Here is a 13058-nt window from a genome sequence, read left to right as displayed (position 1 = left end):
GTGTCGAGATCATTGCGTGCTGCGCGCAGGGCCATAGGGCTGTGCCGCAGATCACCGCCTGATCTGCGCGATCACCAGATAGAAAGGCCGCCCCAAGGGGCGGCCTTTTGCGTCGGGGGGGCCGGGGCTCTGGCGCGGGGCCCGATCCTTCGGCGAAGGATCGCAGCGCACGGGCTGCGCGGGATATGCACCCGATCGCGAAGCTACGGAAATTCGACGAATTTCCGGGGTAGATTGAGAGGATCACTCCCATGCCCATATTCTGCCCGAAAGCCACGGCATTGGTTCCAGAAAAGAATTTCGGACCCGTGCCATGCAGCAAGTCATTCGGATATTTCACGTCTTTCAATACAGTCTGCTAACCGTGATCACATGGTTTGCGGCCTTCTACTTTTCGTGGAGCAGCATTGTCTTTCTGATCCAGGCCGAGGCGGCCGACCTCCTGGTGGTCGAGGTGCAGATGCGTGAGGACGCGGATGGGGATCGAGAATATCGAAGCATTTTTGCACTCGCCGGGGCGGAAGGCTTGCGTCAGGAATATCCCGATGGGCATTGGCGTAGCCACAAGATCCATCTGCCGGGGGATATTGTAAAAGGCCTGCACCACCCAAAGACCGGCGAGTTGCGCAGCGGAAACCGGATGCATCTCCCTGTCCTGTTCTGGATTGCGGCCTGCTGGTCCGGGCTTGTCTCGACCTGGCAGGTGGCGCTTCTCCTTATGGGGGTGCCCGAACATGAATTGCCGTTTCGGCTTTGGCGTGGGCGTCGGCGCTTTTTCGTCGAGCTGCCGCGTTTCTGACCGGGGGCGGTGCCACCGGCACAAGGCGGAAAATGTGGCCTGCCGCGATTCCGCCCTTGCCATGCAGGCGCAAGCGGTCTAAAGGCCCCAAGCGATGTGAACGGGTCGGTCCCTCGGGGCCGACTCGTTTCTTTCATCCCTATGCAAGAAACCTACGGAAGAGGGGTTTGGGGGCGGTGCGCCGGCCCGAGACTTCCCGCCGAGCCCAAGGGGCACATATGTCACAGACCATCCGCATCAGGCTCAAAGCCTTCGATTACCGCGTTCTGGATGCCAGCACGCAGGAAATCGTGAACACGGCCAAGCGTACCGGCGCGCAAGTGCGCGGCCCGATCCCGCTGCCGAACAAAATCGAGAAATTCACGGTTCTCCGTGGTCCGCACATCAACAAGAAGTCGCGCGACCAGTGGGAAATCCGCACGCATAAGCGTCTTCTCGACATCGTTGACCCGACCCCCCAGACCGTGGACGCGCTGATGAAGCTCGACCTCGCCGCTGGCGTGGATGTCGAGATCAAAGTGTAAGGGGAGGCGAAACCTATGCGTTCTGGTGTTATCGCCAAGAAGCTGGGCATGACCCGGCTGTTCCTCGAAGACGGCAAGCAGATCCCTGTGACCGTTCTTCAGCTCGACTCCCTCCAAGTGGTCGCACAGCGCACCGCTGACAAGGACGGCTATACGGCTGTCCAGCTGGGTGCGGGTTCCGCCAAAGCCAAGAACACGACCGCCGCACAGCGTGGCCATTTCGCGAAAGCGAATGTGGCGCCGAAGCGCAAAGTGGCCGAGTTCCGCGTTTCGGCCGAAAACCTGATCGAAGTGGGCGCGGAAATCTCCGCTGAACACTATCTGGCAGGTCAGTTCGTCGACATCGCCGGCACCTCGATCGGTAAAGGCTTTGCCGGTGCGATGAAGCGTCACAACTTCGGTGGTCTGCGTGCCTCGCACGGTGTGTCGATCTCGCACCGTTCGCACGGCTCGACCGGCCAGTGCCAGGATCCGGGCAAAGTGTTCAAGGGCAAGAAGATGGCTGGCCATCTGGGTGCCGTGCGTGTGACCACGCAGAACCTGCAGGTCGTCAAGACCGATGCCGACCGCGGCCTGATCCTGATCAAAGGCGCAGTCCCCGGTTCGAAAGGTGGCTGGGTCACCGTCAAGGACGCCGTGAAGAAAGCGGCTCCGGCCGGTCTGCCGCTGCCGGCAGCCCTGCGTTCGGCTGCTGCTCCGGCTGCTGAAGCCGCCGTTGAAGGGGGTGAAGCATGAAACTTGATGTGATCAAGCTGGACGGCGGCAAGGCCGGTTCCATCGATCTGGACGAAGCGCTGTTCGGTCTCGAGCCGCGCGCCGACATCCTGCACCGTGTTGTGCGCTGGCAGCGGGCGAAAGCCCAGGCTGGCACCCACTCGACGCTGGGCAAGTCGGACGTGTCCTACTCGACCAAGAAGATCTATCGCCAGAAAGGCACCGGCGGCGCACGTCACGGTTCCAAGAAGGCTCCGATCTTCCGTCACGGTGGTGTGTACAAGGGCCCGCAGCCCCGTTCGCACGCCCATGACCTGCCGAAGAAGTTCCGCGCTCTGGGTCTGCGTCACGCCCTGTCAGCCAAGGCGAAAGCCGGTGAGCTGATCATCGTGGACAACCTGGCGATTGCCGAAGCCAAGACCGCTTTCCTGGCCAAAGCCGCGAAGGAACTGGGCTGGAAGCGCGTGCTGATCATCGACGGCGCAGACGTGAACGAAAACTTCGTCATGGCTGCCCGCAACATCGAGACCATCGATGTGCTGCCGTCGATCGGTGCCAACGTCTATGACATCCTGAAGCGTGATCAGCTGGTGATCACCAAGGCAGGTGTCGAAGCTCTGGAGGCTCGTCTGAAATGACCGCCAAGCCCGAACATTACGACCTGATCAAGAAGCCGGTCATCACCGAGAAATCGACCCTCGCGGCCGAAACCTCGAATGCGGCGACCTTCGTCGTGGCGATGGATGCGACCAAACCCCAGATCAAGGAAGCCGTCGAGGCTGTCTTTGGTGTGAAGGTGAAAGCCGTGAACACCGTTGTGTCGAAAGGCAAGGTCAAGCGCTTCCGTGGCCGTCCCGGCGAGCGCAGCGACAAGAAAAAGGCCTATGTGATCCTCGAAGAAGGTCACAGCATCGACGTGGCCTCGGGCCTCTGATTGCAGGCTATGTGACAGGACGCCCCCGCAGCATTGCGGGGGCGTTTTGCTTTTGGGTCGCTATGGAGCGGGCCAAGCGCAGGGGCAGGGTTTCCTGCCTTGACGCCACGGGTCACCTCGCATAAAGCGGGCCATCGGTCTGGCCCCGGGATTCGTTCCGGGGCTTTGCCTTTGTTCTGCGTTTCGGCGCGGGACGTTCACCGGGGATCTTCGGAGCCCTACAACCGCGCGAAGGCGACCCGACATCCGCAAGGGTAGGGGGGCGTTATGCGCAAGCAGACGGAAGACAGAAAGCATGGCACTTAAGTCGTATAAGCCGACGACGCCTGGCCAGCGTGGGCTGGTTCTGATCGACCGTTCGGAGCTGTTCAAAGGCCGTCCGGTCAAAGCCCTCACCGAGGGTTTGACCAAGACGGGTGGTCGTAACAACACCGGACGCGTCACGATGTGGCACAAGGGCGGTGGCGCGAAGCGTCTCTACCGCGTTGTGGATTTCAAGCGTCGCAAGTTCGACATCGCGGCGGTCGTCGAGCGGATCGAATACGATCCGAACCGCACCGCCTTTATCGCCCTTGTGAAATACGCCGATGGCGAGCTGGCCTATATCCTCGCGCCGCAGCGCCTGGCTGTTGGTGACAGCGTGATCGCCGGCACCAAGACCGACGTGAAGCCCGGCAACGCGATGCCCTTCTCGGGGATGCCGATCGGGACGATCGTTCACAACGTCGAGCTGAAGCCCGGTAAGGGTGGTCAGCTGGCCCGCGCCGCTGGCACCTATGCCCAGTTCGTTGGTCGTGACGGTGGCTACGCCCAGATCCGCCTGTCCTCGGGCGAGCTGCGCATGGTGCGTCAGGAATGCATGGCGACCGTTGGTGCCGTGTCGAACCCCGACAACTCCAACCAGAACTACGGTAAAGCCGGTCGTATGCGCCACAAGGGCGTGCGTCCGACCGTCCGTGGTGTCGCGATGAACCCGATCGATCACCCGCATGGTGGTGGTGAGGGCCGTACCTCTGGTGGCCGTCACCCGGTTACACCGTGGGGCAAGGGCACCAAGGGCAACCGCACCCGTTCGAACAAGCAGACCGACAAGTATATTGTCCGGTCGCGCCACGCGAAGAAGAAGGGACGCTAATCCATGGCACGTTCTATCTGGAAAGGCCCCTTCGTCGATGCCTACCTGCTGAAGAAAGCAGAGAAAGCACGCGATTCGGGCAAGGCGGAAGTGATCAAGATCTGGTCGCGTCGCTCCACCATCCTGCCGCAATTCGTGGGTCTGACCTTCGCCGTCTATAACGGCAAGAAGCACATCCCCGTCGCGGTGACCGAAGAGATGATCGGCCAGAAGTTCGGTGAATATTCGCCGACCCGGACCTATTACGGTCACGCCGCCGACAAGAAAGCCAAGAGGAAGTAAGCCATGGGTAAGGAAAAGAATCCGCGCCGCGTGGCGGATAACGAGGCGCTGGCCAAGGCCCGTATGCTTCGCACCTCGCCGCAGAAACTCAATCTCGTCGCCGGTCTGATCCGTGGCAAGAAGGTCGAGAAGGCAATTGCCGATCTGACCTTCTCCAAGAAGCGGATCGCCCAGGACGTGCTGAAGGTTCTGCAATCGGCCATCGCCAATGCTGAAAACAACCATGGGCTCGACGTCGACGCCCTCGTGGTTGCCGAAGCCTGGTGTGGCAAGAACCTGGTGATGAAGCGTGGCCGTCCGCGTGCCCGTGGCCGGTTCGGCAAGATCATGAAGCCGTTCTCGGAAATCACCATCAAGGTGCGTCAGCAAGGGGAGACTGCGTAATGGGTCAGAAGGTCAACCCCATTGGGATGCGTCTTCAGGTCAACCGGACCTGGGACAGCCGCTGGTTTGCTGAGTCGAAAGACTATGGCAATCTGCTGCTCGAAGATCTGAAGATCCGCGAGTTCGTGCACGAAGAGTGCAAGCAGGCTGGCATTTCGCGCGTTATCATCGAGCGTCCGCACAAGAAGTGCCGTGTGACCATTCACACTGCACGTCCGGGTGTGATCATCGGCAAGAAAGGTGCAGACATCGAAGGTCTGCGCAAGAAGCTGTCGGCGTTCACCAAGTCGGAACTGCACCTGAACATCGTCGAAGTGCGCAAGCCCGAGCTCGACGCTCAGCTTGTGGCCGAGTCGATCGCTCAGCAGATGGAGCGCCGCGTGTCCTTCCGTCGTGCCATGAAGCGCGGCGTGCAGAATGCGATGCGCCTTGGCGGTCTCGGCATCCGTGTGAACGTTTCGGGCCGTCTCGGCGGTGCTGAAATCGCGCGGACCGAATGGTACCGTGAAGGCCGCGTGCCGCTGCACACCCTGCGTGCCGACATCGATTATGCGCTGTCGGAAGCCATGACCCCCTATGGGATCATCGGCGTGAAAGTGTGGATCTTCAAAGGCGAGATCCTCGAGCACGATCCGCAAGCGCATGACCGTCGTCTGTCGGAGGAGACCCCGTCTCCGCGTCCGCAGCGCCGCGAGCGCGAGCGCGCGTAAGGGAGTAGAGAAAGATGCTGCAACCGAAACGGACGAAGTTCCGCAAACAGCACAAGGGCCGGATCCATGGCGAAGCCAAGGGCGGTTTCGACCTGAACTTCGGCACCTTCGCCCTGAAGGCAACCGAGCCGGAGCGTGTGACCGCGCGCCAGATCGAAGCCGCGCGTCGTGCGATCACCCGTCACATGAAACGCCAGGGCCGTGTCTGGATCCGGATTTTCCCGGATGTCCCGGTTTCGTCGAAACCCACCGAAGTCCGTATGGGTAAAGGTAAGGGTTCGGTCGATTACTGGGCGGCCAAGGTGAAGCCGGGCCGGATCATGTTCGAGATCGACGGCGTTGCCGAAACGATCGCCCGCGAGGCCCTGCGCCTCGGCGCGAACAAACTGCCGGTGACCACCCGCATCGTGGTCCGCGAAGACTGGTAATCAGTCCCTAGCGTTTCACGCAAAAGATCGAGGGCCCCTGCCGGAGACGGCGGGGGCCTTCTCAATGCAGCCACCCGCGCTCGTGTTGTATGACCATATCTTCAATATCCTCGTGATACCCTGCGGGGTCGCGGCCGTAGTTTTCACAGAGCGACCGATATGTCTCTTTCATCCAGTCGTAGTCGGGTTCACTTGTGTATGTTGTGTAACTCGCATTCGCCAAGTGGGCGGGGATGTTTCTCTTTCTGTGTGAAACCGACGACATAGGCGCACGGCAGAAAGGGAAGCTGTATTGAAAATAGGACTTGTGCCTGCCTTGGTTTTCATCTAAGATGTACATCTTTTCCTTCATTTTTTGATCGAGCCGGGTTAAGTGGTGGCTCTGTCTCAGCTTGTCAAGCCTCCGCTTGTATTTGCGCTTGCGGCCTTGGCTTTCGGGGGCCATGCGCTCCTGGCAAACTTTCCCTTGCCTTTCCACCCCCCTCGCCTTAAACGGGCCCATCTGCGGCTCCGGGGTGACTCGGATTCGTCGGTATATCATTGATCCGCCAGGTCAACGGTTACCCTGAACATCGGGGCCGTCTGGTGATTGTCAAAAGGAAAAGGCGTATGACCGCCCAAGAACTCAAGGCCAAGACGCCTGAGCAGCTCCGTGAGCAGCTCGTGGCGCTGAAAAAGGAAGCGTTCAACCTGCGCTTCCAGCAAGCGACCGGCCAGCTTGAGAACACCGCGCGTATGCGCACCGTCCGTCGTGACGTTGCCCGCATTATGACGGTTCTGAACCAGCAAGCCGCTCAAGCTGCGAACTGAGGAGAGACAACATGCCCAAGCGTATCCTTTCGGGTGTCGTCACCTCGGACAAGAACGAGCAAACGATCACCGTCCTCGTCGAGCGTCGCTTCAAGCACCCGCTGCTGCAGAAGACCGTGCGCAAGTCGAAGAAATACCGCGCCCATGACGCGGAGAACAAGTTCAAGGTCGGCGATGCCGTGCGCATTGAAGAATGTGCGCCGATCTCGAAGACGAAACGCTGGACGGTGGTGGTCGAGGCCTGAGAAGGCTTCGATCCCATCGTTCAGATATCTGAACGAAACCCTGGGTTGGTGCTGATCAGCCAGCCCAAAGGTCGGGAGAAACCAAATGATCCAGATGCAGACCAATCTGGATGTTGCTGACAACTCCGGCGCTCGCCGAGTTCAGTGCATCAAGGTTCTGGGCGGTTCGCACCGCCGCTACGCATCCGTGGGCGACATCATCGTGGTGTCGGTCAAGGAGGCGATTCCGAAAGGTCGCGTGAAGAAGGGTGATGTCCGCAAGGCCGTCGTCGTTCGCACCGCGAAAGAAGTTCGTCGTGAAGATGGCACCTCCATCCGCTTCGACCGCAACGCTGCCGTCATCCTGAACAATCAGGGCGAGCCGGTTGGCACCCGTATCTTCGGGCCGGTCGTGCGTGAGCTGCGTGCGAAGAACTTCATGAAGATCATCTCGCTGGCGCCGGAGGTGCTGTGATATGGCTGCGAAGCTGAAAAAAGGCGACAAGGTTGTCGTGCTCACCGGCAAGGACAAGGGCAAGCAGGGCGAAATCTCGTCCGTGAACCCCTCGGCCAACAAAGCCGTTGTGGAAGGCATCAACATCGCGATCCGCCACACCAAGCAGACCCAGGGCACCCAGGGCGGCCGTATCGCGAAAGCGATGCCGATCGACCTGTCGAACCTGGCGATCCTGGACAAGAACGGCAAGGCCACCCGCGTCGGCTTCCGCATGGAAGGTGATGTGAAGGTGCGTTTCGCCAAGACCACGGGGGACGTGATCTGATGCTTGACGCTGCACAATATACCCCGCGTCTGAAGTCCGAATACAAGGACAAGATCCGCGCCGCCGTCAAAGCGGAATTCGGCTACAAGAACGACATGCAGATCCCGCGTCTCGAAAAGATCGTGATCAACATGGGCGTTGGCGATGCGGTGAAAGACACCAAGAAGGTCAAGGCTGCTGCAGAGCAGATGACGGCCATCGCGGGTCAGAAAGCTGTCATCACCCATGCGAAGAAGTCGATCGCCGGCTTCCGCGTGCGTGAAGAAATGCCGCTGGGCTGCAAAGTCACGCTGCGTGGCGACCGCATGTATGAATTCCTCGACCGTCTCATCAACGTGGCCCTGCCGCGCGTCCGCGACTTCCGCGGCGTGAAGGGCACCTCGTTCGATGGCCGTGGCAACTATGCCATGGGGCTGAAAGAGCAGATCGTGTTCCCGGAGATCGAGTTCGACAAGATCGACGACGTTCTCGGCATGGACATCATCATCTGCACGACCGCCAAGACCGACGCTGAAGCGAAGTCGCTGCTCAAGCACTTCAACATGCCCTTCTCCAGCTGATCTCGAGGATATCATTATGGCCAAGAAATCCATGATCGAACGCGAGAAGAAGCGTCAGCACCTGGTGGACGTCTATTCCGCCAAGCGCGCGTCTCTCAAAGAGATCATCGCCAATCAGGACCTGCCCGTGGGCGAGCGCTTTGTTGCCGCTCAGAAACTGGCACAACTGCCCCGCAATTCGTCGGCGACCCGGCTGCACAACCGCTGCCAACTGACCGGTCGTCCCCATGCTTACTACCGTAAGCTGAAACTGTCGCGGATCATGCTGCGTGAACTGGCCTCGTTCGGTCAGATCCCGGGCATGGTCAAGTCGAGCTGGTAAGGGAGAGAGCAGATGCCTGTTAATGATCCCATCGGCGATATGCTGACCCGCATCCGCAATGCGCAAGCACGCGGTAAATCGACTGTCTCGACCCCTGCCTCCAAGCTGCGTGCCTGGGTGCTGGACGTGTTGGCAGCCGAAGGCTACATCCGCGGTTACGAGCGCGCCACGACCGAAAACGGTCAAGGCGAGCTGGTGATCTCGTTGAAATACTACGAAGGCGAGCCGGTGATCCGCGAAATCAAGCGCGTTTCCAAGCCGGGCCGTCGCGTCTATATGGGCGTGAACGAGATCCCGACCGTGCGCAACGGTCTGGGTGTTTCGATTGTCTCGACCCCGAAAGGCGTCCTGTCCGATGCAGCTGCACGTTCCGCCAATGTTGGCGGCGAAGTGCTCTGCACCGTGTTCTGAGGAGGGGTATATGTCTCGTATTGGCAAAAAGCCCGTGGCACTGCCGAATGGCGTGTCGGCCTCCATCTCCGGCCAGTCGATCGAAGTGAAGGGGCCGAAAGGCACCCGCAACTTCACCGCGACCGACGATGTGACCCTTGCGATCGAAGAGGGCTCGGTGAAGGTGACCCCGCGCGGCACCTCCAAACGCGCCCGTCAGCAATGGGGCATGGCCCGTTCGATGGTCGAGAACCTGGTGACCGGCGTCACCAGCGGCTTCAAGAAAGAGCTCGAGATTCAAGGTGTGGGTTACCGCGCCGCGATGCAGGGCAACGTTCTGAAGCTGTCGCTCGGCTATTCGCATGAGGTGAACTTCGAAGTGCCGAAGGGCGTCACCGTGACCGCCCCGAAGCAGACCGAAATCGTTGTGGAAGGCATCGACCAACAGCTCGTTGGTCAGGTTGCAGCGAACATCCGCGACTGGAAGCGCCCCGAGCCCTATAAAGGCAAAGGCATCCGGTACAAGGACGAGTTCGTCTTCCGCAAGGAAGGTAAGAAGAAGTAAGGATAGCGAAGATGGCGAACAACAAGAGAGATCTGTTCCTCAAACGCCGCCTGCGCGTCCGGAACAAACTGAAAGCCATGGCAAACGGGCGTGCCCGTCTGTCCGTCCACCGCTCGGGCAAGAACATCAGCGTCCAGCTGATCGACGACCTGCGCGGCGTGACGCTGGCGGCCGCCTCGACCCTCGAAAAGGATCTGGGCTTCGTCGGCAAGAACACCGTGGAAGCCGCGACCAAAGTGGGCACCACGATCGCAGAACGCGCCAAAGCGGCTGGTATCGAAGTGTGCTACTTCGACCGCGGCGGCTTCCTGTTCCACGGGAAGATCAAGGCGCTTGCAGATGCAGCCCGTGAGGGCGGTCTGAAGTTCTGATCCCGGTGGGGGGCGCTTGGTCGCCCCCCCGATGATCCGGGCCGGGGCCAGCCCCCGGCACCAGGATTGGTTTCAAGGCGCCGTTTGCGCGCCACCAATGCAAGGAATGCCTGAATGGCTGAACGTGAGAACCGTCGGGATGACCGCGGCCAGCGTGGCGGCGACCGCCGCGACCGCGCCGAGGAAACCCCGGAATTCGCCGACCGTCTGGTCGCGATCAACCGTGTGTCGAAAACCGTCAAGGGTGGTAAGCGCTTCGGCTTCGCCGCGCTCGTCGTCGTCGGTGACCAACGTGGTCGCGTTGGCTTCGGCAAGGGCAAGGCGAAAGAAGTGCCGGAAGCGATCCGCAAGGCCACTGAGCAGGCCAAGCGTTCGCTGATCCGCGTGCCGCTGAAAGACAGCCGCACCCTGCATCACGACATGGAAGGCCGTCATGGCGCCGGTAAAGTCGTGATGCGCTCGGCCGTGGCCGGGACCGGGATCATCGCCGGTGGTCCGATGCGCGCTGTCTTCGAGATGGTCGGCATCCAGGACATCGTGGCGAAGTCGCTGGGTTCGCAGAACCCCTACAACATGATCCGCGCCACCATCGACGGTCTGAAGCATGAGGCTTCGCCGCGTTCGGTTGCGCAGCGTCGTGGCAAAAAGGTTGCGGACATCCTCAAGAAGTCTGACGCCGAAGCAGTGGAGGCCTGATCATGACGAAGAAGACCATCGTCGTTCAACAGGTCGCCTCGGCCGCCCGTCGCCCCGCGATCCAGACCGCAACGCTGAAAGGCCTCGGCCTGAACAAGATGCGCCGCACCCGTGAGCTCGAAGATACGCCTTCGGTTCGCGGCATGGTCAACAAGATCTCGCATCTTGTGAAGATCATCGAAGAGCGCGGCTGATTTCAGGGTGACTTGTGTCGCCCGGATCACCAGCGAAAACGCCCCGTGAAACTCACGGGGCGTTTCTGTTTTCGGCGGGCGTGCCCGGCCAGTGGCTGCGGGCAAAGCTGGGTTGGAATGCCGCCTCGGGCCCATCGGGGTCGGCGGCCAATGCGCTGCCCGTCAACAGCGCCGGTTGGCCGCTCTGGGCCCTCTGCTCAGGCCAGATGCGGGCGGAAGGCGGCCACGACTTCTTCATAAACCGCGCGCTTGAAGGGCACGATGGAGGCGATCATGTCATCGGCCCGGCTCCATTGCCAGCGGTCGAATTCGGGGTGATCGGTCTCGATATTCACCTGATCGTCGCGGCCCAGATAGCGCAGCAGGAACCATTTCTGGCGCTGACCGCGATACTTGCCGCCCCAGACCTTGCCGAGCAACTCGGGCGGCAGGTCATAGGTCACCCAATCCTCGGTCTTGTCCAAGATCTCCACCAGATCTTCGGTGACGCCGGTTTCCTCCCACAGCTCACGCAGCGCGGCGGCGCGGGGCTTTTCGTCTTTGTCGATGCCACCCTGCGGCATCTGCCAGGCGGCGCTGGTGCTGTCGCGACGATTGCCGGTGAAGATCAGCCCCTCGGCATTGATCAGCATGACGCCCACGCAGGGACGATAGGGCAGGGTGGTAAAGTCGGGTTCGGTCTGGCGCATCTGGATATCGCTCAAATGATACGGGGCTGGCGTCTTGCGAAGGGGGGCTTGAGAACAGCCCCTTTGTGAAGGAGCGGTCTTGAAAGCGGCGACCATCATGAAAAGGGGCCGGTCTCCCGGCCCCTTGCGATCTGCTCAATTGGCGGAGGCCGGGGCTTCCGCCACCGGATCCACAGCGCTTGGCACGATGGCGGCGGCACCTTTCAGGATGTCGACGGCATAGGCCAGCTGGTAATCTTCGTCGCGCAGCTTGGCGGTCTCGGCGACGCGCTGTTGCTCTTCCTGATACTGGCGCTTTTCGTCCTCGGTCATGCTGTCATTGGACAGCACGCCGCGCAGATCAGCCTCAGTGCGGGCCTTGGCTTCGGCCTCTGCAGCGGCTGCCGCTGCCTCGGTGCCTTCCTCACCCGGCTTCTTCACCGGCTGGTTCACCACGATATCGGGGGAGATGCCAAGTGCCTGGATCGACCGACCCGAGGGCGTGTAATAGCGCGCCGTGGTCAGGCGCATCGCGCCATCGCCGCGCAGCGGAATGACCGACTGGACCGACCCCTTGCCGAAGCTCTTGGTGCCGACCACGATGGCACGGCGGTGGTCTTGCAACGCGCCCGCCACGATTTCGGAGGCCGAGGCGGAGCCGCCATTGGTCAGCACGACCATCGGCTTGCCCTTCAGCATATCGCCCGCTTCGGCATTGAAGCGTTCGCTGTCCTTTGCATCCCGCCCACGGGTCGAGACGATCTCGCCCTTGTCGAGAAATGCGTCTGACACGGAGATGGCTTGCGTCAGCAACCCGCCCGGGTTGTTGCGCAGGTCCAGGACAAGGCCGTTCACCTTGTCCAGCCCGCCGATTTCCTCGACCGCCTTCTTGAATTCCTCCTGAAGCCCTGGATAGGTCTGGTCATTGAAGGTGGTCAGGCGGATCACGATCGTATTGCCGACGATCCGGCCTTTGGCCGCCGTCAGTTTGATCGTGTCACGGATGATCGACACATCGAAGGGTTCCTCGGCCCCTTCGCGGGCCACGGTGATGACGATCTCCGATCCGACCTCGCCGCGCATCAGGTCGACTGCCTGATCCAACGTCAGCCCCAGCACGCTTTCCCCGTTCACATGGGTGATGAAATCGCCCGCCTGAATGCCGGCCTTGTCGGCAGGCGTGTCATCCATCGGCGACACGACCTTGACGAAGCCCTGTTCCTGCGTGACCTCGATGCCGAGCCCGCCGAACTGGCCACGCGTCTGCACCTGCATGTCGCTGAAATCATCGGCGGCCATATAGCTGGAATGCGGATCCAGCGAGGTCAGCATTCCGTTGATCGCGGCTTCCATCAGCTTCTTGCTGTCGACCTCTTCGACATATTGGCCGCGGATGCGTTCAAAGATATCGCCGAACAGATCCAGCTGTTCATAGACGGAGGAGCTTTTGGCCGCCTCCTGCGCGATGAGGGGACCGGCGATCTGCGTGGTCAGAAGCAGCCCCGCCACCGTCCCGCCCAAAGCGGCCATCACATGTTTCTTCATCGCCTCAGACATCCTTCCGTC

At 60.9% G+C, this 13058-nt stretch carries 24 protein-coding genes; 21 read left to right on the top strand and 3 right to left on the bottom strand.

Annotated elements, in window-relative coordinates; all coding sequences use genetic code 11:
• The first annotated feature begins 313 nt into the window (after window positions 1-313).
• The 10 genes from GBJ34_RS14895 to rplP all read left to right on the top strand — a co-directional run bounded on the left by GBJ34_RS14895 (window position 314) and on the right by rplP (window position 5910).
• Complete coding sequence (locus tag GBJ34_RS14895; RefSeq protein WP_151720013.1) at window positions 314-799, top strand: hypothetical protein; 486 nt, start codon at window positions 314-316, stop codon at window positions 797-799.
• Window positions 800-1017: 218 nt separating this feature from the next.
• Window positions 1018-1323, top strand: coding sequence for a 30S ribosomal protein S10 (rpsJ, locus tag GBJ34_RS14890; protein WP_151720012.1), 306 nt, complete (start codon window positions 1018-1020; stop codon window positions 1321-1323).
• A gap of 15 nt (window positions 1324-1338) precedes the next feature.
• Complete coding sequence (gene rplC, locus GBJ34_RS14885; protein WP_151720011.1) at window positions 1339-2058, top strand: 50S ribosomal protein L3; 720 nt, start codon at window positions 1339-1341, stop codon at window positions 2056-2058.
• Window positions 2055-2675, top strand: coding sequence for a 50S ribosomal protein L4 (rplD, locus tag GBJ34_RS14880; protein WP_151720010.1), 621 nt, complete (start codon window positions 2055-2057; stop codon window positions 2673-2675). The genes rplC and rplD overlap by 4 nt, the downstream gene beginning before the upstream one ends.
• The gene (locus GBJ34_RS14875; RefSeq protein WP_151720009.1) at window positions 2672-2971 is read left to right on the top strand and encodes a 50S ribosomal protein L23; all 300 of its coding nucleotides are present in this window, start codon (window positions 2672-2674) and stop codon (window positions 2969-2971) included. The genes rplD and GBJ34_RS14875 overlap by 4 nt, the downstream gene beginning before the upstream one ends.
• Before the next feature lie 295 nt (window positions 2972-3266).
• Window positions 3267-4106, top strand: a complete 840-nt coding sequence (gene rplB, locus GBJ34_RS14870; RefSeq protein WP_151720008.1) for a 50S ribosomal protein L2 — start codon at window positions 3267-3269, stop codon at window positions 4104-4106.
• Between the two features lie 3 nt (window positions 4107-4109).
• Window positions 4110-4388 (top strand): 30S ribosomal protein S19, encoded by a 279-nt coding sequence (rpsS, locus tag GBJ34_RS14865; protein ID WP_151720007.1) that lies wholly within the window; start codon window positions 4110-4112, stop codon window positions 4386-4388.
• Between the two features lie 3 nt (window positions 4389-4391).
• On the top strand, window positions 4392-4772 hold the full coding sequence (gene rplV, locus GBJ34_RS14860; RefSeq protein WP_151720006.1) for a 50S ribosomal protein L22: 381 nt from the start codon (window positions 4392-4394) through the stop codon (window positions 4770-4772).
• The gene (rpsC, locus tag GBJ34_RS14855) at window positions 4772-5482 is read left to right on the top strand and encodes a 30S ribosomal protein S3 (protein ID WP_151720005.1); all 711 of its coding nucleotides are present in this window, start codon (window positions 4772-4774) and stop codon (window positions 5480-5482) included. The genes rplV and rpsC overlap by 1 nt, the downstream gene beginning before the upstream one ends.
• A 14-nt stretch (window positions 5483-5496) precedes the next feature.
• Complete coding sequence (rplP, locus tag GBJ34_RS14850) at window positions 5497-5910, top strand: 50S ribosomal protein L16 (RefSeq protein WP_151720004.1); 414 nt, start codon at window positions 5497-5499, stop codon at window positions 5908-5910.
• A gap of 61 nt (window positions 5911-5971) precedes the next feature.
• Here rplP and GBJ34_RS14845 read toward each other — a convergent pair whose 3' ends face one another.
• Window positions 5972-6412, bottom strand: coding sequence for a hypothetical protein (locus GBJ34_RS14845; RefSeq protein WP_151720003.1), 441 nt, complete (start codon window positions 6410-6412; stop codon window positions 5972-5974).
• A gap of 107 nt (window positions 6413-6519) precedes the next feature.
• Between GBJ34_RS14845 and rpmC the strand changes: the two genes are divergently transcribed.
• The 11 genes from rpmC to rpmD all read left to right on the top strand — a co-directional run bounded on the left by rpmC (window position 6520) and on the right by rpmD (window position 10824).
• Entirely contained in the window at window positions 6520-6720 is a 201-nt protein-coding gene (gene rpmC / locus GBJ34_RS14840; RefSeq protein WP_151720002.1) for a 50S ribosomal protein L29, read from the top strand.
• 11 nt (window positions 6721-6731) lie between these two features.
• Window positions 6732-6965, top strand: a complete 234-nt coding sequence (gene rpsQ, locus GBJ34_RS14835) for a 30S ribosomal protein S17 (RefSeq protein WP_151720001.1) — start codon at window positions 6732-6734, stop codon at window positions 6963-6965.
• Window positions 6966-7050: 85 nt separating this feature from the next.
• Window positions 7051-7419 carry a 50S ribosomal protein L14 gene (gene rplN, locus GBJ34_RS14830; RefSeq protein WP_023666245.1) on the top strand — a complete coding sequence of 123 codons (369 nt, stop codon included), beginning with the start codon at window positions 7051-7053 and terminating at the stop codon, window positions 7417-7419.
• Window position 7420: 1 nt separating this feature from the next.
• Complete coding sequence (rplX, locus tag GBJ34_RS14825) at window positions 7421-7726, top strand: 50S ribosomal protein L24 (protein WP_151720000.1); 306 nt, start codon at window positions 7421-7423, stop codon at window positions 7724-7726.
• The gene (gene rplE / locus GBJ34_RS14820; protein ID WP_151719999.1) at window positions 7726-8286 is read left to right on the top strand and encodes a 50S ribosomal protein L5; all 561 of its coding nucleotides are present in this window, start codon (window positions 7726-7728) and stop codon (window positions 8284-8286) included. The genes rplX and rplE overlap by 1 nt, the downstream gene beginning before the upstream one ends.
• 16 nt (window positions 8287-8302) lie before the next feature.
• Window positions 8303-8608 carry a 30S ribosomal protein S14 gene (gene rpsN / locus GBJ34_RS14815; RefSeq protein ID WP_151719998.1) on the top strand — a complete coding sequence of 102 codons (306 nt, stop codon included), beginning with the start codon at window positions 8303-8305 and terminating at the stop codon, window positions 8606-8608.
• A 12-nt stretch (window positions 8609-8620) separates the two neighbouring features.
• Window positions 8621-9019: a 30S ribosomal protein S8 gene (gene rpsH / locus GBJ34_RS14810; RefSeq protein WP_151719997.1), complete on the top strand. Its 399-nt coding sequence runs from the start codon at window positions 8621-8623 to the stop codon at window positions 9017-9019.
• Between the two features lie 10 nt (window positions 9020-9029).
• On the top strand, window positions 9030-9563 hold the full coding sequence (gene rplF / locus GBJ34_RS14805; RefSeq protein WP_151719996.1) for a 50S ribosomal protein L6: 534 nt from the start codon (window positions 9030-9032) through the stop codon (window positions 9561-9563).
• 11 nt (window positions 9564-9574) lie between these two features.
• A complete protein-coding gene (rplR, locus tag GBJ34_RS14800) occupies window positions 9575-9934 on the top strand; it encodes a 50S ribosomal protein L18 (RefSeq protein WP_151719995.1) in 360 nt (119 codons plus the stop codon).
• A gap of 114 nt (window positions 9935-10048) precedes the next feature.
• Window positions 10049-10630, top strand: a complete 582-nt coding sequence (gene rpsE, locus GBJ34_RS14795) for a 30S ribosomal protein S5 (RefSeq protein ID WP_151719994.1) — start codon at window positions 10049-10051, stop codon at window positions 10628-10630.
• 2 nt (window positions 10631-10632) lie between these two features.
• Window positions 10633-10824: a 50S ribosomal protein L30 gene (gene rpmD / locus GBJ34_RS14790; RefSeq protein ID WP_151719993.1), complete on the top strand. Its 192-nt coding sequence runs from the start codon at window positions 10633-10635 to the stop codon at window positions 10822-10824.
• 197 nt (window positions 10825-11021) lie between these two features.
• Here rpmD and GBJ34_RS14785 read toward each other — a convergent pair whose 3' ends face one another.
• The gene (locus GBJ34_RS14785; RefSeq protein ID WP_151719992.1) at window positions 11022-11513 is read right to left on the bottom strand and encodes an RNA pyrophosphohydrolase; all 492 of its coding nucleotides are present in this window, start codon (window positions 11511-11513) and stop codon (window positions 11022-11024) included.
• A 135-nt stretch (window positions 11514-11648) separates the two neighbouring features.
• Complete coding sequence (locus tag GBJ34_RS14780; protein WP_151719991.1) at window positions 11649-13037, bottom strand: S41 family peptidase; 1389 nt, start codon at window positions 13035-13037, stop codon at window positions 11649-11651.
• Window positions 13038-13058 lie beyond the last annotated feature (21 nt).

The sequence above is a fragment of the Gemmobacter serpentinus genome, from assembly GCF_008973825.1.
Taxonomy (GTDB): Bacteria; Pseudomonadota; Alphaproteobacteria; order Rhodobacterales; family Rhodobacteraceae; genus Gemmobacter; species Gemmobacter serpentinus.
This window is presented reverse-complemented; position numbering and strand designations above follow the sequence as displayed.